This window comes from Rhodococcus sp. NPDC019647 (assembly GCF_044389235.1).
GTDB lineage: Bacteria > Actinomycetota > Actinomycetes > Mycobacteriales > Mycobacteriaceae > Rhodococcus_F > Rhodococcus_F oxybenzonivorans.
On sequence record NZ_JBIRXS010000035.1, the window covers coordinates 14,463 to 40,084 of the forward strand.

Here is a 25,622-nt window from a genome sequence, read left to right on the forward strand (position 1 = left end):
GGGTCAGTCGGGCAGCCCGTCGAGGACGGCGCGGGTTCCCGACAGGCCTAGTCGCGTCGCTCCGGCGTCGATCATGTCGATCGCTGCCTGGGCGGTGCGGATGCCCCCGCTCGCCTTCACGCCGATCCGTCCCCCGACGGTCTGGGCCATCAGCCGTACGGCGTCGACCGACGCTCCGCCTGCAGGATGAAATCCGGTGGAGGTCTTGACGAAGTTGGCACCTGCGCGTTCGGCGGCGCGGCACGACTCCACGATGGCATGGTCGGTCAGGACCGCTGTTTCGAGGATCACCTTCAGCACCGGGCCGTCGCCGATGGCCTCGCGCACGGTGAGCACGTCGGCGAGGACGGCGTTGAAATCACCCGCGACCGCGGCGCCGATGTCGATCACCATGTCGATTTCCTGCGCGCCCTGATCGACCGCGAGCCGGGCTTCGGCACCCTTGACGAGTGAGTGGTGTTTTCCCGACGGGAACCCGACCACTGCCGCCGTGACCAGACCCGCGGCCCGGACGGGCAGCATCGACGGTGACACGCAGATCGCGAGAACGCCGAGCGAGCGGGCCTCGGTGATGAGCGCGTCGACGTCGGCGGTGGTCGCTTCGGGTTTGAGGAGTGTGTGGTCGACGAGGGCGGCCACCTGGGAACGGGTCAGTGCAACGTCCGGCATGCTCCGAGCTTCGCACAACGCCGCCGGCGACCCGCGTCCACGGCCTAGCATCGCGGTATGACCAATCCCGGAGCGATCTTCGACGAGGCCCGCCAGGAGTTCGATCGACTCACCACGGCAGTGTGGTCACCGGCCGGGCAGTCCCTCGTCTTCCAGCTCGGACTGCACCCCGGCGATGCCGTGCTCGACGTGTGTTGCGGTGCAGGAGCTTCGGCGATCCCCGCCGCTACCGCCGTAGGGCCCACCGGGCTGGTCCATGCCGTCGACCTCGCAGACGAACTGCTCGAACAGGGCCGGGTGAAGAGCGCGGAACGCGGCTTGAAGAACATCGAGTTCGTGTGTGCGGACGCCACCACCTGGGAGCCGCCGAGCACGGTGCCCTCGGCCGGCTACGACGCGCTCGCATGCTCGTACGGCGTCTTCTTCCTGCCACACATGGATGCGGCGTTCACCCGGCTCGCCGGTTTGGTCAGACCCGGCGGGAAGGTGGGGATCACCGTGTGGCGACGCGGAGCGCTGCGCGAATTCGCCGACGCGTTCCTGGCCGCAGTCGCCCGGCAGCAGGAACCCGCACCGGAGCAGAGCGCGTCTCGGTTCGACGTTCTCGATCGCATCGACACCCCGGACGGTCTCCATCAGTGGCTGGCCGACCTCGGTGCGGAGTCCACGGAGGTCCGTGAGTTGTCCAATCTGATCCCCGCGACACCGGAGTTCGCCTGGGATCTCGTGCTGGGTGGGGCACTGCGTGGTGCCCTCTCGCCCTTCGACGACAACACCGTCGAAGTGATTCGCCGGGACTTCCTGCAGCTCCTCACCGAGCGGGCAATCCATGACGTCGACGCCGGAACTCTGGTGGGTACCGCAGTCGTGACCGGCCGGCGGGCCACCTGAAAGACTGTTGCCCATGAGCACTGCTTCTTCCGACGATCACCGGTACGTTCTGTCCCTCGGCTGCCCCGACCGCACCGGCATCGTCGCCCGGATCTCGACGTTTCTCGCCGAGGTGGGCGGGTGGATCGTCGAGGCCGCGTATCACGCCGACGCCGACACCGGCTGGTTCTTCACCCGGCAGGCCGTGCGGGCGTCGTCGGTGAACATGTCGATCGACGAGCTGCGCGAACGATTCGCTGCCGTCGCGGCCGAGCTGGGCCCGGATACGGAATGGACGGTGTCCGACACGGGTGAACGCAAGCGTGTGGTGCTGCTCGTGAGCAAGGAAGCGCACTGTCTGCACGACCTGTTGGGTCGGGCGGCGGGCGGGGAGCTGCCGGCAGACATTTGCGCGGTGATCGGCAATCACCGCGACCTCGAGAGCGTCACCCGACGCCACGGCATCGACTTCCACCATGTGCCCTTCCCCAAGGATCCGGCCGAACGTGGTCCGGCCTTCGAGCAGGTCCGGGAACTCGTCGACGCGCACGATCCGCACGCTGTGGTCCTCGCCCGGTTCATGCAGGTGCTGCCCTCCGAACTGTGTGAGCACTGGGCAGGACGCGCCCTCAACATCCACCACAGCTTCTTGCCCTCGTTCGTCGGCGCCCGCCCGTATCACCAGGCTTTCGCACGGGGAGTGAAACTGATCGGCGCCACCTGCCACTACGTGACGGCAGAGCTGGACGCAGGCCCCATCATCGAACAGGACGTGATTCGCGTCGATCACGCCGACGAGGTCGCGGACATGGTGCGGCAGGGCCGCGACATCGAGAAGCTCGTGCTGTCGCGCGGCCTGCGCTGGCACCTCGAGGACCGCGTCCTCGTACACGGCCGCAAGACCGTGGTCTTCAGCTGAAAAACCACTGCGGCTACAGGTTGCGCAGCCGGACGATCTCCTTGTCGAACTCGTCGATGTTCTCGACGGAACTCATGTGCCCGACACCGGGGAGCACGATGAGCCGGTCGAGATGTCCCGCTTCGTCCAGCACGCGAGCGAGCTTGCGCGCGTGGACCGGTGGTGTGAGCCGGTCCATGGACCCGACGAGCACGGTGGTCGGCACGGTGAGGTGGTCGAGTGCTTCGTGGATGTCGAGCCCGCTCAGCGCGGCACCCCAGCCCCCGCGAATGCGGGGCTTGCACTCGCGCACGATGTTCTCGCAGAAGCTGACCTCGGCGGGACTGGCGTTCGGCGACATCGACACGTACTGGATCGCCCGGGTCATCACCGGCGAAGACACCAGCGGCATCGGTGCACTCAGCACCGCACGGCCGACCGGGACCGGCACTCGCGGGAAGCGATTCGGGAGGGGAATCACCGTGGTCTCGGCGATGAGCCGGTCGCAGGCGGTGCTGGCGAGCAGGACCGCGGACGCATACTTCTGTACCTCGTCGGGATGACGGCCGGCCCAGGCCATGATGCTCATGCCGCCCATGCTGTGGCCGACCAGGACGGCCTTCTTGTCCTCGCGGACAGTCGCCCTCAGCACCTCGGACAGGTCGTCGGCGAGGACGTCGGGGCCGAGAGCGAGGGAGCCGACGGTGCTCCGACCGTGCCCGCGCTGGTCGTAGGTGATCACGCGGTATTCGCCTGAGAGGGCGTTCACTTGCGGGTACCAGTACTCGGTCGAGCAGGTCCAGCCGTGGCTGAACACGATGGGGTCGCCGTCCACCGGACCATAGGCGCGCACATACAGGGTGGCGCCGTCGTCGGTGACGATCTCGCTGACGTCGGGTCGCAGGCTCGGGGTACGCAGCAGTTCGTTCGGCGCGACCTCGGTCGTCAGCGTCAAACCGCGAGTGATGCGCTTGTGCCGAATCGCCGCTGCTGCAACGAAGGCAGCGCCCACTCCGGCGACGCCGGCGAGTGCCCGTAGGGCGGTGGTGCGCGAACTGCTGGTCATTCTTACCCCTGTCATCTGGGTGACACCGCCGTGCGGCGACGTCCGTGAGTTGTCAACTTGCGCGGTCGTTGTCGGACGTCCGCGCGGAACTCGGCGGATCCCCGAGTTGCTGTGCGGCTTTCTCGAGGGCGCGGGAGATCTGCTCTTCCATCGCCTGCGTGAAAAGGGTCTGGACGGCGTCGTGTGCGAGTGGCCGCATCTGCTCGACGAGCCGCACGATGTCCGAGATCTTCGCCTCGTCGAGCTCGAGTTGCTCGCCCTCGGGTGCGAGGTACCGGTCGGCGACGACCGCGACGAATCGAGCGGCGACGTCGGAAAGGTCTTTGCGCACGGCTGCGGTCTGTTCGAGCACGTCCTCGAGTGGGATACCCGCGTCGACGAGAACCTGGGCCGCCTCCACGAGTCGAGGACTGTTCACCGCGTAGTCGTCACCGGAGGGGACGAGCACGCCGAGCTCGGTTCCCCGCGCAATATTCTCGTCGGTGGTCTGCGCACCGAACATCCGCCGGAGTTCCGCCAGGGTGAGTCGCGCGGCGCGCTTGCGTTTCCTCCACCGGCTGCCGGGATCATCGGTCTCGAGCACATCGGTGACGTGCAGTCCGTACTGGGCGGCCGTGAGCAGCTCGCTGATGGTGGCGAAGGTGTATCCGCGGTCGAGCATCCGGCCGATGAGGTGCAGCCGGGCCAGATGCGACTCGTTGTACCACCCGGTCCGCCCCTGTTTCCGTGGTGGCGGGAGAAGTCCGCGGTCCTGGTAGACGCGCACGTTGCGCACGCTCACCCGCGCCTCGCGTGCGAGGTCGTCGATCCGATATTCCTTCATCAGACGATGTGCGCCCGTTCGAGCAGAAGCCTCGACGGGCCACCGATGAGTCCCACCTCGTCGAGGAATTCGACGGTCTTGGCGCAGCCCTCGCGGATCTTGTCGTGATAGTGGCGATTCGATCTGGCTGCCCTCTTCGCCGCGTCCACGTCGAGACCCGCCGCCGCGTAGACCTGCGGGTTCACCAGACTGGTGACGATGAAATAGGCGATGACACCGAGCGCCAACCGCACCCGGGCCCTCGCGAACCAGGACGCCGATCGGATTCGCCGGATTGTTTCCTCACGTGCGTACTTGATGTGCCGCGACTCCTCGAGGACGTGAATTCTGCTGACCGTGCGTGTCACCGGCTGAACTCGCTCGTCCCGCATGAAGTCGCGCTGCATCATGTCGAGGATCTCCTCGGCGAACAACGTCCCGCCGTATGCCAGGGATCCGGTGGCAGTCGCCTTGAAGGCGCGAGCCGCCTGACGGATCCACCACTTGGGCCGGTACGACGGAATTCCGAAGCGCTGCGCCGACCTCGCGAACATCGTGGAGTGACGGCACTCGTCGGCAATCTCGGTGAGCGCGAACTGAACGTGCGGGGTGGCCGGATCGTGGAAGTAGATGTCCCGGACGAGCATCTGCATGAGGATCAGCTCGAACCAGATTCCGGTACCGGCGATACTCGCCGCCTCGTGCTTGGTGAGAGTGACGCGTTGTTCCTCCGTCATGGTGTCCCAGAGTTCGGTGCCGTAGAGGCTGCACCACTCGGGGGTCATGCCGTACCGGTCCGCGGGGATCGGCGCATCCCAGTCGACCTCGATCAGCGGGTCGTAGGACTTGCGTGCCGCGGAGGCGAGGAGCCGCTCAGCCGTGTCCTGACGGTCACTGACGTGCATTCTCCGGGATGTCGGATGGGCATCACGGAGGACGTCCCGTGCACTCTCGACGGACATCACCACTCCTCGGTCGACTTTCTTCACCACAATAGCATTGTCACAATGTCCATTGTCATCGTTGGGCGAGAATTGCGTGCGGAAACGCATGATGTCGAAAATCCAGCCCCGGCTCCGTCCCAGCGTCGAATCGGCAAGACGGTCGAATCGGCGAGACAACACTGGAGGATGGATCCCATGGCACACGTACAACGTTTCGACCACGTCGGCATCACCGTCGCGGACCTCGACTCGGTAACGGCGTTCTTCGTCGGACTGGGTCTCGAGGTAGAGGGCACCGGATCCGTGGAGGGTGAGTTCGTGGAGACCGTCTGCGGCATCCCTGGCGCGCGCTGTGAGATTGCGATGCTGCGGCCGCCCGGCGGCGGCTCCCGGCTGGAACTCGCGACCTTCGTCACGCCCGAACACGTGCCCGGATCGCCCAAAGCGATGGCCAACGAGCTCGGACTGCGCAACGTGTCCTTCGAGGTCGGCGACCTCCAGGCGGCCGTCGACGCGGTGGCTGCGGACGGGTACGGGCTCATCGGCGGCATCGGCGAGTACGAGAACAGCGTGCGGATGGCCTACGTGCGTGGGCCCGAAGGGATCATCGTGTCCCTGTTCGAGCAGCTCGGCTGACGCGCCAGGCTTGGCACCTTCCCGACCGGCGGGCCACTAGTGTGCAGATATGGACGCGCTGGAGCCTGACAACGGCGCGGTCGCCTTACGCGGCATCGCCGCGTCTCTACTGGCGAATGTGTCCAGCCTGGCTGACGACATGCTCAAGTATTTGGTCGAGCGAATTCCGGAGGTCGGCGGGGATGACGAGCTTCGCGGCCTGACCCTGGGGTCGTGCTCGTCGAATCTCGAAGCGGCACTGTCGATGGTTCGTCACGGGATCGACGTAGCGGCTGCGGAGGCGCCGGTGACGGCGCTCGAACACGCGCGCGCAATGGCGTCACGAGGGCACAGCGTCGATGTGATGCTGCGGTTCTATCGGTTGGGTCATGAGTACTTCACCGAGAAGCTTTCCGACTCACTCACTGACTGGATCGAGGACCCTGCGGTTGCACTGAGGACGTTTATCGATCTGGAGCGCTTCGGATTTCGATACATCGATCGCATTTCCAGTCTGGTGGCTGCCGAGTACGTCGCCGAGCTCGACCGACGCCAGAACCAGGCACGCGCCGAGCGCGCCGATGTCGTGCGGGCACTGCTCGCTGGAGAACGTGTCGACATCGCGCGCGCCGAACGTGTGCTCAGCCACCGGCTCACCGGTCGGCAGATCGGTTTCGTGTGCTGGGTCGACGAACGCGGTGTCGACCTCGAGGGATTCGCCAGGCGGGTCGGTAGGTTCCTCGGGGCTGGTCACTCACTCGTTGTGGCGGACGGCCCACTTGCGGTGTGGGGATGGGCATCGCTAACGGGGGACGTGCGGACGTCACCCAACGGCATGGCGACGGAGTTTCCCGGCGAACGCGAGAACGTTCACATCGCGGTGGGCTCACCCCATCCGGGGGCAGCAGGCTTCCGGACGTCCCATCTCGAAGCTCTACGCACACGCCGAATCATCGAACTGTCCGGGCGTGCGGCGCCCTCGATCACAGAGTTCAGCGATGTTGCCTTGGTAGACGCCATCTCGCGTGACCTGGATGCGGCGAGGGCCTTCGTTTCCGCTCAGCTCGGCGAGCTCGCACGGGACGACGCGAAAGAGCGCGGCGAGCGCGCCGCGCTCCTGGCTGTTCTCGACGCGCAAGGGAGCCTGGCGACCGCCGCGAGCACCTTGGGAATCCATCGGAACACGGTCCTGCAGAGGATGCGTCGGGCCGAAGAGCGCAGAGGCAGGCCCGCAACGAGCAACGTCGCCGAACTGCACGCGGCGCTGATCGTCTGCAATGTGCTGGGGGCCGCGGTGTTGCCCGAGCCGAAGCCGCGCTGACCGGGGCCCGAGCGCGCCGGATGTGCTGACAGCACACCGGGAAGGGCTGGGATGGCCTTGTCGACCGATGCCCGCCGTTTGTACGTTGTGAGCAATCTCATCCCAAAGCGCGCAGAGGAGTCCGATGTCGACCACGACTCGACACCCCCAACCCCCGGCAGCGGCCTCGCAGCACGCCCTGCCCGATCCCGGCGAACAGGTACCCACGCTGTCCTGGCCGATCGTCGGCATCGGCATCTTCGCGCTCGCGCTCTTCGGCGCATCGACCTGGGCCGCCCTCACCGACACGTTGCCTGCGATCGCTACCATCGCCGCGAGCTCGACAGCAATTTTCGTCCTGTTCACCGTGTTGCACGACGCCTCGCATTACTCGATCAGCTCACATCGCTGGGTCAACGTCGCCTTCGGTCGGGTGGCCATGTTCTTCGTCTCGCCGCTGATCTCCTTCCGATCGTTCGCGTTCATCCATATCGAGCACCACCGCAACACCAACGACGGTGAGTCCGATCCCGATCACTTCGTCAGCGCCTCACCCTGGTGGCAGCTGCCCCTCCGCTTCCCGGCCATGGACCTGCCCTACATCAGCTTCCTGGTGCGCAACCTGCGTCGCCGCCCACGCGCCGAAATTGCCGAAACGGCGGCCCTGATGACCCTGTCGGTGACGGTCATCGCGTCGGCTGCCTTCGCCGGACATCTGTGGACGCTCGCGCTGATCTACCTGATTCCCGAACGGGTGGCGATGTTCGTGCTCGCCTGGTGGTTCGACTGGCTACCCCATCACGACCTCGAAGACACCCAACGCGAGAACCGCTACCGCGCGACCCGTAACCGCGTCGGTTCGGAATGGATCCTCACTCCCCTGCTCCTGTCGCAGAACTATCACCTGGTTCACCACTTACACCCCTCCATCCCCTTCTACCGCTACGTCGCGGCCTGGCGACGCAACGAGGCCGCCTACCTCGAGCGCGACTCGGAAATCAGCACCGTCTTCGGGCAACACCTCGACGCCACGCAGTACCAGGAGTGGAAACGCCTCAACGGCACACTCGCCGCCCTACTCCCGGTCCGTATGCCGCGTTCCTCCGCGGCACGCCATGCCAGCACCTACCCGATCCCTGTCGCCAGCGTCGAGCCCCTCACTCCCGACAGCGTCACAGTCACCTTCGCCGTTCCCGACCACCTTCAGGACCAGTTCGCCTTCCAGGCCGGCCAACATCTGACCGTGCACCACCGCATCGGCGGAAAGAAGGTGCGACGCAACTACTCGATCTGCACCTGCGCCACCACGGGAAAACTGGCGATCGGCATCCGCCGCATCCCCGGCGGGACATTCTCGAGCTTCGCGGTCGACACACTGCGAGCCGGCGACGTCCTGGAACTGATGACCCCCACCGGCAGCTTCGGCGCACCCCTCGATCCACTCGCCCGGCACCACCATGTCGCGGTAGCAGCAGGCAGCGGCATCACCCCCATCCTGTCGATTCTGCGCACCACCATGGAAATCGAGACCGAGAGCCGCTTCACCCTCTTCTACGGCAACCGAACCGCAGAGTCGACCATGTTCGCCGCCGAACTCGACGAACTCGAATCCCGGTACGCAGACCGGCTACGCATCTTCCACCTCCGCTCCGCCGAGGCACACCACCCCGCAGCCCTGCGCGGCCGTATCGACCTGGCGACAATTCAACGCCTGCTCGCCACCGACCTCACCACGATCGACCGGTGGTACCTGTGCGGCCCGAGCGAACTCACCACCACAATCCGCGATGACCTCGCAACCGACAAGGTGCCGACCGAGCGGATACACCTCGAACTGTTCCGCGGCACGAACCGACCCGCACACCTCGACAACTTTCCCGCCTCCCAAGTGACCATCACCCTGTCCGGCGCACAGCACACCGTGGAACTCGCCCCCGGTGAGACCGTCCTCGAATCCGCGCTGAAAAACAATATCGACGCCCCCTATGCCTGCCTCGGCGGCGCATGCGGCACCTGCAAAGCCCGAGTCATCACAGGAAAAGTATCCATGGAGCAGAACTTCGCACTGCAGGCGGCCGAGACCGAGGCCGGCTTCATCCTGACCTGTCAATCCCATCCCACCACCCCCACAGTCGCAGTCGATTACGACAGCTGAGCCAACACAGATTCGAGGGTGGAACGATGAGTAACGCATTACACCGGAACAAGACCGAACAGGACTCCACTGGGCCGTTCGCGGCGGGTGAGCATTTCCGACACGGCCTCCCGATCCGTCGACAGGCACAACAGGCTTTGGCCGACTTCAAACCGGCACAGATGCCGCTGCTACTGGATGCACTCGACGACACCGCCACACCCGTCGTCGAACACCTCGAGCCATTCGCCTGGGTGGTGCCCGAGTTCGAAGAGTTCCGCGCCACCCGAACGATCGGCCCCACTCTCGCGTGGTGGTCCGAATTTTACGGTCAATCAGCTGAATCACTGCTGGTCCACAGCGAGCGCTACTTCTGCTTCGGGCCCGAAGGGTCCGCCATCGGCGCCATGGAAGAGCACGCGATGCTGGGAATGTACGGCGCATATCGGTGCACCAGCGGAGCTACTGCCGACCGGTACGCGTACTACGCCTCCGAGGAAATGACAGCCCACATCCTCACGCGCAGCGAGACGTCTGCCGAAGTGAGCGTCACGCCCGAGAACCTGCCCTCACCTTCCGGAGTGGCGTACCTCGCCCGACCCGAAGGCGGACTCGTCCTCCTGTGGAAAATCCAGCACGACACCCTTCTCTCCGTCCAGCTCGTATCGGCATCCGAACTTGCAGAATTCCTCGGCAACGACGGTGAGCCACGCGCAGGTGCGGCATACCGGTACGTCAACCATGTCTACCTGCCGATCCCGACCGCGGAAGTTGAACTCAGCCCACAGGGAAGCGGCACTCCACCGAGCCTGCACACGATCGGCGGCCTCACTCCCGTCGGCATGGATTCCGATGTCCCGCACGAAGCCCTCACGAACAACCGCCGACGGACATCCGCCGAAATACTCGAGGTTTTCGTCGCCTTCACTCACATGCTCCGGCAGAGGACGACCCAGACCGAATCAACCACTGTGTCCGCCGCGAACTCTGCGACCACCGCGCGACGCAAGAAGCCAACACAAATCACGCATATGTCCTACCGGACCCAGTCCTCGATGCGGACCACCGACGACGAGACACCAACGCGCACATACACGCACAGTTAGACACCGAACACCTCGAACTTTCCGGCCTCAACACCGGGGGCAGTCCGCCCGGCGGAGCGGAAGCTCCTTTGCGCACTGCCCAACCATTGATCAATGATCCGGATCTTGTGAGCCGTACGCGGCACGAACTCTCCTTCGCCTCGCCAACTCCCTTGCCACATATACACCAATAAATCCAAAGAGCGTGTACTTGATAAGACTCGGGATCGTGGCAACAAAAGCCGCGCGGAGGCCATCAGAAAGGTCGACAATTCCCAACTTCAAGTTGATTGCGATATAGGTTGGGATTGCGTAGAAATACGAGAACACCACAGGTAGCCTGCCACTCCGGCCAGCAGCGATTTCAGAGCGCGCAATCGCAATACAAAGCGGGGTGAAGCCTACGACCATGAGCGCCCACATCCAGGCCTTCGATCCCATCGAGGGCTCAGCGAACCACCACAAGGTCGGCCACATGAGAACAAATGCGCCGACTATAACAATAAAGCACATTACGATAGCGATTCGCATCAAAAGGAGACGGCTTCGCTCCACCCATTCAGAAATCGGCGAAAAGACTGGGTTAGGAACTCCCCCAATTGGCCCATCTGCGACAACGGCGCCGCCGCGATGCCGGCGACCCGACCGCATACGCGAGCCTACTTCAGGAGTGCAACCAGTCTCAATGATGTAAGTTCTCAAAGTTCTCAGAACAGCATCGGTCGACCGATCGTCGAGAACCGAATGCTCTTCTAGGACTATCGACGTAGACGTGAGTCGCGATTCCGCGGATTCACGTAGCTTCTGCGTCGCGTTTATCCAGAACAGCTTCCGCAATTCGGGGTCATAGACAATACATATCACAGGTATCGAGGAATAAATCCAATCCTGCCGGTGCTTTCTTACCGAGATCGCATATCCGCCAGAACTTCTACGGAACGACACCCCACCTTTAACCTGAACTAGAATCCGATCGCCGGTCCTGATTCCACCTTCAGTCAGCGACACAATGAGATCCTCGCCTAAATCGCTCCCTCCGTCGATTTCTTGAACGATCTGCGCATGCTTTTCAAACAGAATTCGAACCTCGTTGACGGCCCGCCGCGACGTTACCCAACTCGTTGCCACCCGTGTGAAAGATCCCCAATCCGCCGTGGAATACGGCTTAAATTCGAAGCCCAGCGAATCCTGATGGACTTTCCTATCGCGCCAAACCGGTCAGCTAACGCTCCGCTAGTCCGTCATGTCCGTTCAATCCGATGAAGAGATGCAAGAAAACTATCTCTACCAGAACAGGTCGAACAAGGTGGCGCGCCGATCGATGGTCCAAACACCTGTGACATCCGTCCGTGGGTCCTTGCCAACCTCCAGGGGCGCGAGACGGCAGAACCTTCAACCACAGCAATATCGTTGGTGAACTGTTACTTGCCCGCCAGTGCGTCCACCAAATCGCTGGCGAGGAACGCCACCGCGACGGCAACCTCCTCAGGTTCACCAATACCCTGCTCGGCACGCCCTGCCATGTCCGATCCAATCGCATCCGAGCCGGACGCGAACAACGTGCGAAGGTGTGCTAGAGCCTGCGCCGTCACCGGACCACTCAGCTCGTCAGCCAGCAGGCGCGCAAACGAACTGCGCAACTCCTCGGTCTCGACCGCCCGGAGAATCCGGTAGATGTCGTGCGCGTCCTTGTCCTTCAGACGACTCGGCTTCTCGACTCGCTCACCAATCTTGTGCAGCTTCGCGACCAGGAGCGCCGCTGGGCCTGCGACTCGAACTTTCTGACGTCGCCCGTCAGCTGGGTCAAGAGGGTCTATCCACGTCGGCGCATTGTCGACAACTGCTGCCTCCAACCCACGCGCCCGACGTGTTGCCCGATTGTCGTGGGGAGGAATCCGCCCTCCCCGCCGGCTTTTCGAACTCGGACCCGCCAACGCCTCCGGCACCATGAGGTCGACAGGGATTCCATCGGCGTTCCGCCACGAGCCCGGCTGTCCACTGACACGATCGAGAAGAAACCCTGCCGCCATCATGGCTTCCTCGAGCCTCGGATCTTCTAACAGGCCTCGAGGATCCAGCGCGAGATCGGCGTCCTTGGTCGATTCAGCAAGGGCGACGGGTGCGCCTCCCGTGCGAATGTAGATTGCCTGTGCGCCAATCACCACGAACGAGTCCCGGTGCTCGCCGAGCGCTTCGACCGCATCCAGCAGAGCCGCCCGAGTCCGGACGAGGAGATCGTCGCTAGTTTCGGCGCCATCGTGACTCATTTCGCACCATCCAATCCATAAGCTCTTCAGCTTCGGACGGGCTGCGGCCCGGTCCGGTTAACAGATCGACCACTACTTGCCCCGGGGCAGCGCATGTCACACCGCCAGGGTTCTGACGGGTTCTGACAAACACCACGTCGGTGTCCGGTTCTGCAAGAAGCACATTCGCGCCTGCCTCGGTTGCGCGCAGGCCCCACTGCTCCGCGCAACCGGTGCTGTCTGCGACATACATCATCGCGTTGCGCGCCGGGGCATACTCAGCCAAGTCGGCCGCCGCGATCGTCCCGGTCACCGCGTAGCGTTCGGTGCTGCCTGCGGCATTCTTCATTAGTGCAGGAAGGCCACGTGGTGCAATCCAACGCGTGACCCGGCTGTTGCGAACAAACTCGTAGTCCGCGCTCCACCGCCGCAACAATTCACGCCAGTCCGGCACGGTTACGGCTCCTAAATCCGTTCGAGCAACGAGTTCCTCACCTTCGAGGAACTCAATTACGCGGTAGGTCGACCCTGTCGACGTGCCTGCCGCCTCGATCAGTCCGCGGATGGTCCATTCTCTATCGAAGTCGACGAGCGCCCTAACGACCTTCGCCGCCGGAGCCCCTTTTAATGTGCCTCGCGGTCGTCCTGGCCCACTCTGCGGCGCACGATTGGCGCCTGCACACCAGATGAACAACCCAGGTAGGTCAACGTCGACGCGAATGTTCCCTGTTGTATCGATGTACGAAATGCCCGCGTCGGCGAGTCGGTCCCGTACCGGCGGGGACAAATACTGGGCAACTACCACTCCTCGAGCAGAGTGATTGCCCCTAATCTGACGCTCAAGACGCTCGCGAACAGATGCGATGTCGCGGCGCTCGACTATCCGTCGAACCGCTAAAACGAGATCGACGAAATGCTCGTCAGGCGCGGTAACCCTTAGGACCGCATCGACGCGCACATCCGATTGAATCGGCAGCTCCACGGCGGCCCACCTCTTTGGCAGTCTATCCAGGAGTGCCGTGATTCCATCACGCAGAATCTCCCTCTCCGTCCGCGGCCCTGCACTTAACTTCATAGCGTCCCTCCCTGCGTTCAGCAATTATGCTATCTCCACCGACAGTGGAATGAGGCATTTTCCTGAACACCCGCAGCGTCCGCCCCCGATTGCGCTGCCGCGTCCACAAGCACCTTGATGTGTTCAGCAAAATATCTCATCTCCACCGACACCGGACTCGATATTTCTTGAACATTCCTTGGACGTTCCATGTGTCCGCATGCGTCTGCCGTACGCACCTGCTGGTGGCAGTTGAGGTATACCCCTGGATCGGTGATCAAGAGGCTTCACACCCTCGTACACCAGCTCCGCGTTCCAGCACCTGTCCGCCACTTCCACGACCGCCCGCAAGCACAACCGGTACCGGCACCGGCGTGCCTCTGCGCGGAGGATCTACACAGAACAAACTGGCCTCGAGACGAGGCGGAGCGTGACGTCACCACCGCCCGGGCTCGCTAGCATTGAAGAGTCTCCAGGAGGTTGCGGTGACACACAGTGCTGCGTCGGCTGAGACGTCCGTGCGGGTAGAGCGCTGCGACGTCTGCATCGTCGGTGCGGGCATCGCCGGAGTCAATGCCCTGTTCGTCGCCAGTCGATACTTGTCCCGCTCGCAGAAGATCATCCTGGTCGACCGCCGCGATCGTCCCGGCGGCATGTGGGTGGATACCTATGCGTATGTGCGACTGCACCAACCGCATGGCCTGTTCACCGCCGGCAACATCAAGTGGACGCTCGGCCGGGATCGGTCCTACCTGGCAACAAAGGACGAGGTGCTCACGCACTTCGAACACTGCCTCGACGTTGTCAAGCAACGAGTACACGTGGACGAGTACTTCGGCTGGACGCTCGAGTCGCATGACGAGTCAGGTGGGATGGTGCGCGTCACCTGCACATCGTCGGACGGCCACGTCATGGTCGTCGAGGCGAAGCGACTGATCAAAGCCAGCGGATTTGGAGTCGTGCCCAACGACCCGCTCGAGATCTCCAGCGCGCGCGTCCAGTCGGTATCACCCGATTTCTGCGACATGCGAGGGGACGACATGCGGGCGAGTAACGCCCCTGTGTGGGTCGTGGGCGGCGGAAAAACGGCGATGGACACCGCTCACACGCTGATCACGGAATACCCCGGCCGGGAAGTGAATCTTGTGGCAGGTTCGGGCACCTTCTTTTCGAACCGCGACCGGTTGTTCCCTACCGGCGGCCGACGATGGTGGGGCGGCACGCCCGTGACCCGCATCTTCACGGAACTGGGTCGGCGCTTCGACGGGACCAACGAGACCGATGTCGCGACCTGGTTCCGCACTACCTATGGCACCTGGCTGACCCCCACCGCAAACAACTACCTGCTGGGCTTGCTGTCCGAATCGGAGAACAGGACGATTGCCGCCGGTCTGAACGAGGTGATCATGGATCACGTCGTGGATGCCGTCGACCGCAACGGCGACACCGACTTGGTATTCCGCAGCGGCTCCGCGAAGACAATTCAACCGGGCAGCTGGATAGTGAACTGCACCGGATACTTGCTGCGAGGCGAGAACCCCTACGAGCCCTACGTTTCCGACAGTGGTGCGGTCCTGTCGATTCAACCGCGTTCTGCCACATTACATCTGACTTCGTACGTGGGATACTTCCTGACCCACCTACTGTTCTTGGACAAGATCCAGGACCTCCCGCTGTATGAACTCGACGCGCCGGATCTACGGAAGAAGTCGAAGGCGGCATTTCCCTATACGCTCGGATCGCTCACCATGTACAACCTTAGTCTCATCGTCGACAGCGTGCCGAACAAGGTATTCCTCGATTGCGGACTCGATCTCGATCGCTGGTACCCGCGGCCACGCCGCATGATCGGAACAACGCGGTTCCTGCTCACCCACCGCCGCGGACGCGATCACCTCCGCCACACCCTGGACACTGTGCGTGAGCGATTCGATGTTCGCTGCGGTCCACTGAGGTAGTCGTAACCATCAGTTCCACATGCGAATTCACCAATCGAACCTCTGCAACCGAGGTTGTGTCCGGCCGGGGCCGGCTGAAGTTCAGGCGGGCACTGCCCGCCCAGTGATAACGCAACGAAGCGTCAGTCCGGCGTGTGCTCGGTGGACTCCGGCATGAGCAGTTGCTCGGACAGCACCTCCAGTGCCTGTCGTGCGTAGCCACGCCACATCGAGGCGATCAGCGGCATGACGAGTGTCCCAGGGCCCCTCGGGTGCAGGACCCATCGCCAGGTGATTCTTGTCCCGGTCCCGCAGGGGACGAACTCCCAGATTCCGTCGATGCTGTCAACCAGCGGCCGCAGTGGGCCGGTGATGTCGCTGAGCCGGTAACCGAACGAGTGTGGGGCATCGACATTGGTCAGCACCTCGCGCATCGTTCCGCCGTCCGTGGTGACCACTGTGCGCGACTGTCCGACCCGGCCCCAGATTCCGTCCTGTCCGCGAACCTGCTTGATGGGCGGCAGCAGGGCGTAGCGGCGGGAGAAGATCGCATCCAGCGGGATCGACAGGGTCCTGTCGAATGCTTGCGCGCATGTGATCGGGATAGCCCGCGACTGGTCGACTGTGGTAGGCGTGGCCATCACGCGAGCCTAACGTAGGCGAGCAGTTGCCAAACTACCAGCGGGGTCCGCGTTGGACGTCGTCCACCCGCGGCCGGACATCCACGAGATAGACGCAGACTGCCACCACCGCGACGATGCCGAACAGCTGCACGGCGGGGAACAGCAGCAGCACGAGGAATGCCACGGCGAGAATACTCAGCCAGATGGGTTTGCTCAGCTTGTCGACGGCCGTGAAGGCGTCTTTGCGCTGGCGAGCAGCGTGAAACAGGGCGAACGCCGCGCCGCCGAGGGCGACGATGCGAATCACCAACAAGATCACCGAGACGATGCCGTCAACATGAATCACACGCTCATACTACGAGCTGAAGACGCAAACGGCCCCCGCACCGTAAAGTGCGGGGGCCGAGAGCGCGAAAAGGTCAGACCTTCTTGGCCGGAACCGTCTTCTTGGCCGGAGCCGTCTTCTTGGCGGGCGCGGGCGGAGTTGCAGCAGCCTTGGCCGGAGCAGCCTTGGCCGGAGCCGGGGCCGGGGCCGGGGCCGCCTTCTTCGCCGGGGCAGCGTGCTTGGCCGGCGCTGCCTTCTCTGCGCGGGCCTGGACGTCGGCAGCCGTAGCGTTCACCCGATCGGCAGCCTCCTTCGAGACCTCTTCCGCCTGGTCACCCAGGTCGAGAACACGAATCGCGGCCTCGTCGCCGGCGTCGGCAATCGCTTCGCCGACGCCCTCGGCAGTGTCGGAAATCCGGACGGACGCGCGGCCGGCGAGCTTCGCGGCCTGCTCGCCCACAGCGCGGGTCTGGCGCGCTACGGTGCCGAGAGCTTCCTCGGTCAGCTCGACGGCGTCACCGAAGGCCGACTCGGCGCGACCGAGACCCTCCTCGACGACCGGCTGCTTGCGGATGCGCTCGACTGCATCTTCGCCACGCTCCGCGAGGGAGGTGTAGAGGTCGGACGCAACCTTCAGGTACGCCTCGGCGACCTTGCGCAGTTCGTCGGCGGTGAACTTCTCGCGGAGCTCGGCGAGCTCCTCGGGCAGCTCGGACGGCAGGCCCGCGAGGCGCTCGCGGAGGTGCTCGACACCCTCGGTGACCTCTTCCTGCAGACCGGCGATGCGTTCGCGGGCGCCACCGACGCGCTCCTCGACATCATCCTGGGTGGTCTCGGCGCGCGAGCGGACCTGGGCGACGACGTCGGCCACGGCCTGCACCACGACGTCACCGGCACCTACGGCTGCGTACAGCGAGGTCTTGACGCTGTCGATGGTTTTCTGGTCAGTCATCGGCTATCTCCTGTTCAACGTTGGGGGGTCGGGTTCCGGCGTCTCGGGTCCGGACCGATGTGGTTCGTGGGTCCGAACCTCGGACATCCTGGATTCGGCGGACTCTGCCGAGTCGTTCTCACGACAGAAGGACTCGTAGATCTCGAGCAGCACTTGCTTCTGCCGCTCGGTGATGGCCGTATCCGCAAGCAGGGCGTCGCGAACAGGACCGTGGGGTCGTTGCTCGAGGTACCCCGCCTGGACGTACAGGACCTCCGAGGACACCCGGAGACCCTTCGCTATCTGCGCCAGCACTTCGGCCGAAGGCTTGCGCAACCCGCGCTCGATCTGACTCAGGTACGGATTACTGACGCCTGCGAGTTGCGCCAGTTGTCGCATCGAGACCTGCGCGGCTTCACGTTGTGCACGAATGAAGCCACCGATGTCGTGTGCGGCATTACTGACTACGCGAGCGGCCACATCTCCTGCACCGGCTGCCTCGCGGTCGTCGCTGGCCATCAGTCCTCCCGAATTGCTGGGCAATTTCGAGTGTAAGAGAGGGTGCTAGCAATTGCAAGCGCTCTGCTAGCAGTCGGCGCGTGGCCGTCGCCACAGGGTGCCGGGCGGTCCGAAGATCAACCCGGCGGTCAGCCGAACATCAACCCGGCGGTCAGCCGAACATCAAAGAGGAGACCGTGTAGATCAGTAACCCGGCGATCGAACCGACCACCGTGCCGTTGATCCGGATGAACTGAAGGTCCCTTCCCACCTGCAGTTCGATCTTCTTGCTCGCTTCCTCGGCATCCCAGCGTTCGACGGTGTCGGAGATGATCCCGGTGATCTCGCCGGTGTAGTTGTCGACGACGTATCGCGTGCCTGCCATGACCCACCCGTCGACCTTGAGTCTCAGCTCGTCGTCGTCGCGCAGTCGTTCGCCGATCCGGACGACGTTCTCGGCGACCTTGGTCCGCAGCGTGCTGCCCGGATCGTCGACGGACTCCATGATGAGGCGCTTGGCGACCTTCCAAGTGGCGGCGGCGAGCCCGGTCACCTCCTCGCGACCCATGATCTCGGCCTTGATCTTTTCGGCCTTCTCCATCGTGACGGGGTCGTTCTGCAGGTCGTCGGCGAAGTCGACGAGGAAGCGGTTGGCCGCCTGACGGACCTCGTGCTCGGGGTTCGAGCGCACCTTCCACGTGAATTCGACCAGCTCACGGTGGATCTTCTCGCCGAGCATCAGGTCGACGAACTTGGGCGACCAAGACGGCGAGTCGCGGGTGACGATGCGGTCGATGGTTTCCTGGCTTCCCAGGGCCCACTGGTGGGCGCGCTCGGCAAGCAGGTCCAGGATCGGCAGCTGACGGTTCTCGCGGAGTAGTTCACCGAGCACCCGCCCGATCGGCGGCCCCCATTCCGGCTCGGCCAGCCTGCGCACGATGGTGCTGTCGATGATCTGCTGCACGTCCTCGTCGCGCAGCACCTCGACGAGTCCACGCAGGACGGTCGCTGTCTCGGCGGCGATTCGCGCGGCATGTTTCGGCTGCGCCATCCAGGTGCCGAGCCGTAGCGGAATCTGGGCGGCCTCGACCTTGGCCGACACCACTTCGGGCGCCAAAAAGTTCTGACCCACGAAACTGCTCAGGCTGGCACCGAGCTGATCCTTCTTCCGTTTGATGATCGCCGTGTGCGGAATGGGCAGACCGAGGGGATGACGGAACAGAGCCGTGACGGCGAACCAGTCGGCGAGCGCGCCCACCATTCCGGCTTCCGACGCGGCGCGCACGTAGCCGACCCACTCCCCCGCGCCACGCGATTCCTGCCACCGGCACACGAGGTAGACCACGGTGGCGAACACGAGGAAACCCGTCGCCACGGTCTTCATCTTGCGGAGATCGCGCCGCTTCTCCCCGTCGTCGAAAGCAGAAAGACTCAATTGATGCACAGTTGCCATTGTGCCGAAGGTCGATGACGCGGCGCTTCCCAAAGGAGTGACGAGCGAGCTGCACAGACGGCATTGTGCGAGCCGACAACACACGAGCACTAAGCTGAGAGAAGAATTGCGATACGAAACGGATGTGAACAAGCTCAGTGGCGAATGACGACCTGAAGGATGCCGAGCAGGTGACGGAATCGATGACGAAGCTGGAGAAGGCGACCAAGCCCGACGGGCGTAAGCGCCGCTGGCGTGAGCACAAGATCGCGCGCCGGGAGGAGCTCGTCGACGGAACGATCGCCGCCATCCGCCTGCGTGGGCGCGACATCGGCATGGATGAGATCGCCTCGGAAATCGGCGTCTCCAAGACCGTGCTGTACCGGTACTTCGCCGACAAGAGCGATCTCACCAATGCCACCATGGCCCGCTACGTGGAAACCACGCTGGCACCCCGGATCTACGAGGCCATCGGCGAAGATCTCGACGACTTCGAACTCACCCGCGCCACGATCACCGCCTACGTGGAGACGGTCGCATCCGATCCCGACGTGTACCTGTACATCATGTCGAACGGTTCAGGGCCGGGCCGGGACACGGTGGCCGATTCCGAACGGATGATCGCCGAGGTCCTCTCGACGGTGCTCGGCGAGCGACTGCGTCAGATGGAGATGGATTCCGGAGGCGCGGTGCCGTGGGCGTACGGCATCGTCGGCGGTGTCCAGTTGGCTACCCACTGGTGGATCTCGAACCGATCGATGTCGGTGGAGGATCTGATCAACTACCTGACGATGATGACTTGGGGAGGCATCACCGGCATCGCTGCCTTCAACGGTTCCCCCGCGCGATTCAACGCGGCTCCGCACCCGCTGCTTCCCACAACCGACGAGTAGACGCTCACTCAATACTGTGTAACCAGAAGTAACAGGTAAACTCGGGGTCATGAACGACTCCGAGGAAGAAGTGGGTTACCGCGGGCCGGCCGAGGTCGTGGTGGGTGCACTACCCGCCGTGAGGGTCCAGGTCCAGCTCGCAGGGAACTTCGAACCCATCAGCGGTCGCTACGTCTGGCACGGGCGGGTACGCACGCTGACGGACACCCTGGGCGAGGACGCCGACCTCTCCCCCGGCACCGAGTTACGGATTACGGGACCGCAAGGTACCGCCACCGCCAGGATCACGGGCGTGGATCTGTGGGGCAGCCACCTCGTCGACGGGGTCACCCCGCCACCCTTCAGCCGAGTGTGAAACCGAGTTCGCCTGTCCGAAGACCCCGACTGTGGCACTGTTCGTAGATGGCAGACAACGCAGCAGGGTTGTGGGAGACACCGGCCGCCGAAGTGCTGCGCTTCCGGCCCGGCATGCAGATCGCTGATCTCGACAGTCGCAGCACACCCGGATTCGTCAGCGACAAGACCGACGGGAAGCGCGTTCTCCACGAACGGGGAACGGTCCTCTCCTCGTTGCAGGAGAAGCTCTACGCCAACGGTCGATCCGGCGACAACCGCTCGGTGCTGCTCGTCCTTCAGGGCATGGACACCGCGGGCAAGGGCGGAATGGTTCGTCACGTCATCGGGCACGTCGATCCGCAGGGTGTCGATCACGTGGCATTCGGGGTGCCCACCGACGAGGAGAAGCGGCACCACTACCTGTGGCGGGTCACGAAGGCGCTGCCCCGGGGTGGGCAACTGGGCGTCTTCGACCGCTCCCATTACGAGGACGTCCTGGTGGTGCGCGTACACGGCTTCGTTCCCGAGACCGTGTGGCGTGGCCGCTACGACGAGATCAATCAGTTCGAGAAGGAACTCCTCGGCACCGGCACCACCCTGGTGAAGGTGGCCATGTTCGTCTCCCTCGACGAACAGAAGTCGCGGCTGCAAAAGAGACTGGAGCGCCCGGACAAGTACTGGAAGTACAACCCGGGTGATGTGACCGAACGCAAGTTGTGGCCGGCGTATCAAGACGCCTACCAGGCGATGCTCGACAAGACGTCCACCGGGGACGCGCCGTGGTATGTGGTTCCGTGTGACCGGAAGTGGTACAGCAGAATCGCGGTCACCGAGCTGCTGATCGACGCGTTCGAACGCCTCCGCCTCGAATGGCCGCCACCTGATTTCGACGTTGACACGGAGAAGCGCCGACTCGCGGAGTCGTAGGCGAACGCGGTCGCTTCAGAAAAGGTGCGGCGTGTCGTGATGCACCCGGTGATCGTGGTGCACTGTGCCACCGTACAGCGCCATTGCTGCTGCGAGGGCGACGACGCACAACGAACCGGCGATCACCGCCCAGCCGCCCTCACCGGATCCGGCAGCGACGAGGAACCCGGCGATGCAGACCACCGCGAACAGGACGAGCGCGAAGCTTGTCCACGCGGCGAAGAGATTGAGTTTCATCAGTACTCACCTCACCTGGTGGAATCTGTTCCCGACGCTACGCCGCACTGCAATCGGCGACAAGATGTCTCAGCGGCGTCAACGGGGTTTCACGTCGTCCGGCCGGGGTAATCGAGCCGAATGAACGTACCCGGTCTGTTACGCAAGACGGAGTCCGCCGACTTCCTCGACAACGTCAGCGCACTGTTGCAGCGCAGGATCGCCGGCACGCTCAGCGGTACCGGAGCCCGCGAAGTTCTGCGGGGTTCCTGGTTGGGTCACCCGCTGCATCCCGTGCTCGTCACCGTCCCGATCGGCGCCTGGTCCGGGTCCCTGGTCCTGGACACCGTGCTGCGCGACCACGTCGCCGCCAGACGGCTGATCGGACTCGGTCTCCTCTCGGCAGTGCCCACCCTCACGACCGGCTGGGTGGACTGGGCCGAACGCGATGCGACGCAACGCCGCGTCGGCCTCATTCACGCGGGTGCGAACGCACTGGGGATCGCCGCCTTCACCGCGTCGTTCCTGCGCCGCCGCCGCGGTACCGACGCGCAAGCTGTCGCGCTGAGCGTCGCCGGGTTTCTCGCGGTCGGCGTCGGCGGAACGCTGGGCGGACATCTGACCTACGCAATGGGCGCAGGAGTCGGCGACGTGGAGCGCAGTCCGTCAGCGGACACGCTTCCCGCGTCGAGAGGATGAGGAAGAAACGAGGAACGTCATGATCGTGCTCGGGTTGATCTTGCTCCTGATCGGATGGCTGGCCAATCTCAACTGGCTCTGGGTTCTCGGCATCATTCTCCTGGTGATCGGCGCGGTGCTGTGGATTCTCGGTTCCACCGGACGCGCTGTCGGCGGCAGGCGCCACTGGTACTAGATCGCGACACCGACCGGTCCCGTGAACCCTGTCCTGTGACAGAGTGCGAGCCGGTCGGTTTACAAACCCACAGTTCGGGAATCCCCTGGCATGACCGCCACTCATCGCCAGCCGAGACCCGACTCCTGCGTCGGTCAGCCGATCAGAACCGCGCCTCTCGTCACCGCCAGGCGGTTACGAATATCGATGGTCTCCGGCAACGCGGGTCCGCTGACCGATTCGGACGGCGACGGAGGCGGTCAGAGCATCCATCTGGCGGAACTGTCCGCTGCCCTCACCCGCGAGGGCCACGACGTCACCGTGTACACGCGCCGCGCCGACGAAACCCTCCCGGACCGCTTCACGATGCCGGGCGGATACACGGTCGTGCAGGTACCCCTCGGCCCGCCCCGGCCGATGCCGGAAGCCGAAATACTGCCCCTGATGGGTGGTTTCGGCAATTTCCTGAAGAACGAATGGGAGGCCGAAAGGCCCGACATCGTTCACGCACACTATTGGATGTCGGGTATTGCGACGCAGCTCGCGGCGCGCCTCCTCGGCATCCCCACCGTGCAGACCTTCCACGCCCTCGGCGTCGTCGAGGAGCGGTTCCAGCGTCCGATGACGAGCCAGTCCAACCGTGTTCACCTCGAGCAGTTGATCGCCCGCGGAGCCACCCGGGTGGTGGCAACGTGTACCGACGAGGTTTTCGAACTGGCCCACCTCGGTCTGCCGCGGTCCCGGACATCGGTCGTTCCTTCCGGTGTCGACGTCGCGGAATTCACTCCGGACGGTCGCGCCGATGACAAGGGGATGCGTCATCGCATCGTGATGGTCGGCAGGCTGGCGCCGAGCAAGGGCTACGACACCGCCATCGCGGCGCTCACCCATCTTCCCGATACCGAACTGGTCATTGCGGGCGGACCGGCCGCCGAGCGGGTCGCCGACGATCCGGAGGCGATGCGACTGCTGGCTCTCGCGCGTGAGAGCAAGGTGAGCAACAGGGTACGGATCGTCGGCCACGTTCGGCACGACGTCATGCCCTCCCTGCTGCGCTCCGCGGACGCTGTGGTGTGTACCCCGTGGTACGAGCCATTCGGCATGGTTCCCCTGGAGGCGATGGCCTGCGGCACACCGGTGGTCGCTTCTGCGGTCGGCGGCATGCGGGACACGGTGGTCGACGGAATCACCGGGCGGCTGATCTCACCCCGAAATCCGGTGCGACTGGCCGAGGCACTACGGCAAATCTTCGACGATGATGCGCTGCGTGCGGGTTTCGGCATGGCGGGCTGCGACCGTGCCCGCGCACGGTATTCCTGGGATCGAGTCGCCACCGACACACTTCGTGCGTACGGACGTTGCGTTTCCGCTCCCCCGCGTACGAGTCGAACCGGTGCGCACTGATCTCCACACCGGTTCCGTCCGAGGATCTGCCGTCAGGCGGTTCTTCCGTGCCACGCCCCGAGCGCGCTGTCGACCGACGGGAAACACGGGTAACTCGATTCCTGACCCGCCGCCCGTAGCAACCGACAGAGCGGGCGCCCGCAGATCATTGCCCAGTGCCGGCCGTCCCGAAGGTTCGATGCGTGGACGCTGTCGAGGACCGACAGTCCTGCCGTCCCGATGAAGTCGACCTTGGACATGTCGAGGATGAATTGTCCCTCAGGCGAGATCTGGGTGCAGACGTATTCGTGGAACACGGGCGCACTGAACAGATCGATGTCACCGCGCACTCCGAGAACCATCACTCCTGAACCTATTCGCTCGGAAGAGAATTTCGCACTCGCACAGCGTGTCGGAACGGTATCGACCGCTGCGAGGACTACTTTCGGTGTGTAGTCGACGCCGGTACCCGCTCCCGAACAGGCCAGTTCAGGTTCTGGGACCCCTGGAACAACAGACATGGCTCACCCCATCTCGAACTATTGAGAGGGGAAGCGGAGCACCTGCAGACAAACCCGACCTCGGACACCTCTCACCGTCTGCTACGGCAGCGCTTCCCGACATCGGCTGTGTGTTCAACCTCGGTTCGAGACTACTCCCGGCAGTGATGTGTCACAAGGAAATAACAGATCCCCTTGCCGACATCTGCGCAGGTGAGCTATTACAAAGCGTTACCTACGGGCGCGCGTCTCGCGACGGCGCGCACTACTTGCTCGGCGACCACACGCAGCTTCACGTTCTCCTGTTGCGAGCGCGCGACGAGGACGCCGAACGCGGCCCCGGCATCTACTCCCCGCAACGCCATGACGATGCCCTTGGCCTGATCGATGACAGCCCGCGAATCATTTGCTATCCGCACTTGTTCGATCAGGCTTCTCGCTTCCTCGCATCGTCGTACCTGACGCAGTGCGGCCGTCGCCGCGTCGACGTGCAACCCGAGCACCGACTGATCGAGGTCGTCGAAGGCGTGCGGGCAGCTGCCGTACAGGTTCAGGGCACCCAGCGTCTCGATATCCCCCGACCGGGAGTCTGCCCGTGTTGTCCCGTCGGTCAGCGGCACCGACAAGGAGCTACCGCCGGTACCGAACACTGGGGCCTCGTGCAAGTGGAGGACCTCGTCCGAGGTTGCGGCCACGAATGCCGGTCCGGCTGCGCCCAGTAGCGTGATTCCGGCCATTTCCGCACCGGGAAATGCCTGAAGCGCCTGCCTGCACAAGTTGTTCAGGAGGGCAATGACACTGTCTTCGGTCTCGAGGAGCCGGAGCACCGCCTCGAGCGACACGGTGACGGGATCGACGTCCGTGGGGGCGTCGACGCTCGTCGCAGTCTGCCGTCGGAGATCCTTCCGCATCCCACCCGTCTCCTCTGACCACATGCCCCATCGAGAGCCTGAGGAACGCTCATCGCTTGCGCTAACCCTACCTGCGCATACGTACCGCACGGACTGGTTTGATCGGGGTTGTTCTGCGGTATCCCACCTGCGGTGTCCCCGGATCGCTACCCTGACTTGTCACCACCCGCGAGC

At 64.0% G+C, this 25,622-nt stretch carries 28 protein-coding genes; 13 read left to right on the forward strand and 15 right to left on the reverse strand.

Annotated features, from left to right (window positions below):
• Positions 1-3: 3 nt before the first annotated feature.
• A complete protein-coding gene (gene deoC / locus ACH49N_RS34235) occupies positions 4-669 on the reverse strand; it encodes a deoxyribose-phosphate aldolase (RefSeq protein ID WP_159920234.1) in 666 nt (221 codons plus the stop codon).
• 57 nt (positions 670-726) lie between these two features.
• Between deoC and ACH49N_RS34240 the strand changes: the two genes are divergently transcribed.
• Positions 727-1,560, forward strand: coding sequence for a methyltransferase domain-containing protein (locus ACH49N_RS34240; RefSeq protein ID WP_317765256.1), 834 nt, complete (start codon positions 727-729; stop codon positions 1,558-1,560).
• 13 nt (positions 1,561-1,573) lie between these two features.
• Positions 1,574-2,458: a formyltetrahydrofolate deformylase gene (gene purU, locus ACH49N_RS34245; protein WP_159920230.1), complete on the forward strand. Its 885-nt coding sequence runs from the start codon at positions 1,574-1,576 to the stop codon at positions 2,456-2,458.
• Positions 2,459-2,471: 13 nt separating this feature from the next.
• Here the strand turns inward: purU and ACH49N_RS34250 are convergent, their stop codons facing one another.
• From ACH49N_RS34250 to ACH49N_RS34260, 3 genes are read right to left on the reverse strand one after another with little or no spacing between them, the layout of a single operon-like run.
• A complete protein-coding gene (locus ACH49N_RS34250; protein WP_159920228.1) occupies positions 2,472-3,503 on the reverse strand; it encodes an alpha/beta fold hydrolase in 1,032 nt (343 codons plus the stop codon).
• A 52-nt stretch (positions 3,504-3,555) separates the two neighbouring features.
• Positions 3,556-4,326 (reverse strand): MerR family transcriptional regulator, encoded by a 771-nt coding sequence (locus tag ACH49N_RS34255; protein ID WP_159920226.1) that lies wholly within the window; start codon positions 4,324-4,326, stop codon positions 3,556-3,558.
• Positions 4,326-5,210, reverse strand: coding sequence for a diiron oxygenase (locus ACH49N_RS34260; RefSeq protein WP_236603486.1), 885 nt, complete (start codon positions 5,208-5,210; stop codon positions 4,326-4,328). The genes ACH49N_RS34255 and ACH49N_RS34260 overlap by 1 nt, the downstream gene beginning before the upstream one ends.
• Before the next feature lie 234 nt (positions 5,211-5,444).
• Between ACH49N_RS34260 and ACH49N_RS34265 the strand changes: the two genes are divergently transcribed.
• From ACH49N_RS34265 to ACH49N_RS34280, 4 genes are all read left to right on the forward strand, one after another.
• Positions 5,445-5,885: a VOC family protein gene (locus ACH49N_RS34265; protein WP_250772746.1), complete on the forward strand. Its 441-nt coding sequence runs from the start codon at positions 5,445-5,447 to the stop codon at positions 5,883-5,885.
• Positions 5,886-5,934: 49 nt separating this feature from the next.
• Positions 5,935-7,185: a helix-turn-helix domain-containing protein gene (locus tag ACH49N_RS34270; protein ID WP_358277220.1), complete on the forward strand. Its 1,251-nt coding sequence runs from the start codon at positions 5,935-5,937 to the stop codon at positions 7,183-7,185.
• 124 nt (positions 7,186-7,309) lie between these two features.
• Positions 7,310-9,319 carry a fatty acid desaturase gene (locus ACH49N_RS34275; RefSeq protein WP_358277218.1) on the forward strand — a complete coding sequence of 670 codons (2,010 nt, stop codon included), beginning with the start codon at positions 7,310-7,312 and terminating at the stop codon, positions 9,317-9,319.
• A gap of 26 nt (positions 9,320-9,345) precedes the next feature.
• Positions 9,346-10,404 (forward strand): hypothetical protein, encoded by a 1,059-nt coding sequence (locus tag ACH49N_RS34280; RefSeq protein ID WP_358277216.1) that lies wholly within the window; start codon positions 9,346-9,348, stop codon positions 10,402-10,404.
• Between the two features lie 90 nt (positions 10,405-10,494).
• Here ACH49N_RS34280 and ACH49N_RS34285 read toward each other — a convergent pair whose 3' ends face one another.
• From ACH49N_RS34285 to ACH49N_RS34295, 3 genes are all read right to left on the reverse strand, one after another.
• Positions 10,495-11,511 carry a DUF4365 domain-containing protein gene (locus tag ACH49N_RS34285; protein WP_358277214.1) on the reverse strand — a complete coding sequence of 339 codons (1,017 nt, stop codon included), beginning with the start codon at positions 11,509-11,511 and terminating at the stop codon, positions 10,495-10,497.
• 293 nt (positions 11,512-11,804) lie between these two features.
• Positions 11,805-12,650, reverse strand: a complete 846-nt coding sequence (locus tag ACH49N_RS34290) for a GSU2403 family nucleotidyltransferase fold protein (protein ID WP_358277212.1) — start codon at positions 12,648-12,650, stop codon at positions 11,805-11,807.
• Positions 12,625-13,611: a type IV toxin-antitoxin system AbiEi family antitoxin gene (locus ACH49N_RS34295; protein WP_358277210.1), complete on the reverse strand. Its 987-nt coding sequence runs from the start codon at positions 13,609-13,611 to the stop codon at positions 12,625-12,627. The genes ACH49N_RS34290 and ACH49N_RS34295 overlap by 26 nt, the downstream gene beginning before the upstream one ends.
• A gap of 557 nt (positions 13,612-14,168) precedes the next feature.
• Here ACH49N_RS34295 and ACH49N_RS34300 point away from each other — a divergent pair.
• The gene (locus ACH49N_RS34300; RefSeq protein WP_358277208.1) at positions 14,169-15,641 is read left to right on the forward strand and encodes an FAD-dependent oxidoreductase; all 1,473 of its coding nucleotides are present in this window, start codon (positions 14,169-14,171) and stop codon (positions 15,639-15,641) included.
• Between the two features lie 122 nt (positions 15,642-15,763).
• Here the strand turns inward: ACH49N_RS34300 and ACH49N_RS34305 are convergent, their stop codons facing one another.
• The 5 genes from ACH49N_RS34305 to ACH49N_RS34325 all read right to left on the reverse strand — a co-directional run bounded on the left by ACH49N_RS34305 (position 15,764) and on the right by ACH49N_RS34325 (position 19,441).
• Positions 15,764-16,261 (reverse strand): SRPBCC family protein, encoded by a 498-nt coding sequence (locus ACH49N_RS34305; RefSeq protein ID WP_358277206.1) that lies wholly within the window; start codon positions 16,259-16,261, stop codon positions 15,764-15,766.
• 34 nt (positions 16,262-16,295) lie between these two features.
• Complete coding sequence (locus ACH49N_RS34310; protein ID WP_159920206.1) at positions 16,296-16,589, reverse strand: DUF2516 family protein; 294 nt, start codon at positions 16,587-16,589, stop codon at positions 16,296-16,298.
• Positions 16,590-16,662: 73 nt separating this feature from the next.
• Positions 16,663-17,520 (reverse strand): major lipid droplet protein TadA, encoded by an 858-nt coding sequence (gene tadA / locus ACH49N_RS34315; protein ID WP_358277204.1) that lies wholly within the window; start codon positions 17,518-17,520, stop codon positions 16,663-16,665.
• Between the two features lie 3 nt (positions 17,521-17,523).
• The gene (locus ACH49N_RS34320; RefSeq protein ID WP_358277203.1) at positions 17,524-18,018 is read right to left on the reverse strand and encodes a helix-turn-helix transcriptional regulator; all 495 of its coding nucleotides are present in this window, start codon (positions 18,016-18,018) and stop codon (positions 17,524-17,526) included.
• Between the two features lie 151 nt (positions 18,019-18,169).
• The gene (locus tag ACH49N_RS34325; RefSeq protein ID WP_159926975.1) at positions 18,170-19,441 is read right to left on the reverse strand and encodes a DUF445 domain-containing protein; all 1,272 of its coding nucleotides are present in this window, start codon (positions 19,439-19,441) and stop codon (positions 18,170-18,172) included.
• A gap of 146 nt (positions 19,442-19,587) precedes the next feature.
• Here ACH49N_RS34325 and ACH49N_RS34330 point away from each other — a divergent pair, with 146 nt between their 5' ends.
• Genes ACH49N_RS34330 through ACH49N_RS34340 form a run of 3 tightly spaced genes read left to right on the forward strand, consistent with a single transcriptional unit; the run spans position 19,588 to position 21,585 of the window.
• Positions 19,588-20,322: a TetR/AcrR family transcriptional regulator gene (locus tag ACH49N_RS34330; protein ID WP_159920202.1), complete on the forward strand. Its 735-nt coding sequence runs from the start codon at positions 19,588-19,590 to the stop codon at positions 20,320-20,322.
• 49 nt (positions 20,323-20,371) lie between these two features.
• Complete coding sequence (locus ACH49N_RS34335; RefSeq protein WP_358277201.1) at positions 20,372-20,677, forward strand: DUF4873 domain-containing protein; 306 nt, start codon at positions 20,372-20,374, stop codon at positions 20,675-20,677.
• Positions 20,678-20,724: 47 nt separating this feature from the next.
• On the forward strand, positions 20,725-21,585 hold the full coding sequence (locus ACH49N_RS34340; RefSeq protein ID WP_358277199.1) for a polyphosphate kinase 2 family protein: 861 nt from the start codon (positions 20,725-20,727) through the stop codon (positions 21,583-21,585).
• Between the two features lie 15 nt (positions 21,586-21,600).
• Here ACH49N_RS34340 and ACH49N_RS34345 read toward each other — a convergent pair whose 3' ends face one another.
• A complete protein-coding gene (locus ACH49N_RS34345) occupies positions 21,601-21,822 on the reverse strand; it encodes a hypothetical protein (protein WP_159920196.1) in 222 nt (73 codons plus the stop codon).
• A 120-nt stretch (positions 21,823-21,942) separates the two neighbouring features.
• Here ACH49N_RS34345 and ACH49N_RS34350 point away from each other — a divergent pair, with 120 nt between their 5' ends.
• The 3 genes from ACH49N_RS34350 (at position 21,943) to ACH49N_RS34360 (ending at position 24,058) form a co-directional block, all read left to right on the forward strand.
• On the forward strand, positions 21,943-22,500 hold the full coding sequence (locus ACH49N_RS34350) for a DUF2231 domain-containing protein (RefSeq protein ID WP_358277197.1): 558 nt from the start codon (positions 21,943-21,945) through the stop codon (positions 22,498-22,500).
• A 19-nt stretch (positions 22,501-22,519) separates the two neighbouring features.
• Entirely contained in the window at positions 22,520-22,675 is a 156-nt protein-coding gene (locus ACH49N_RS34355) for a DUF6131 family protein (protein ID WP_201453523.1), read from the forward strand.
• A 186-nt stretch (positions 22,676-22,861) separates the two neighbouring features.
• Complete coding sequence (locus ACH49N_RS34360; protein WP_159926973.1) at positions 22,862-24,058, forward strand: glycosyltransferase; 1,197 nt, start codon at positions 22,862-22,864, stop codon at positions 24,056-24,058.
• A 32-nt stretch (positions 24,059-24,090) separates the two neighbouring features.
• On the opposite strand, the gene ACH49N_RS34365 is transcribed toward ACH49N_RS34360, so the two are convergent.
• Positions 24,091-24,399, reverse strand: coding sequence for an STAS domain-containing protein (locus ACH49N_RS34365; RefSeq protein WP_159920192.1), 309 nt, complete (start codon positions 24,397-24,399; stop codon positions 24,091-24,093).
• 359 nt (positions 24,400-24,758) lie between these two features.
• Positions 24,759-25,448, reverse strand: coding sequence for an ANTAR domain-containing protein (locus tag ACH49N_RS34370; RefSeq protein WP_358277195.1), 690 nt, complete (start codon positions 25,446-25,448; stop codon positions 24,759-24,761).
• Positions 25,449-25,622 lie beyond the last annotated feature (174 nt).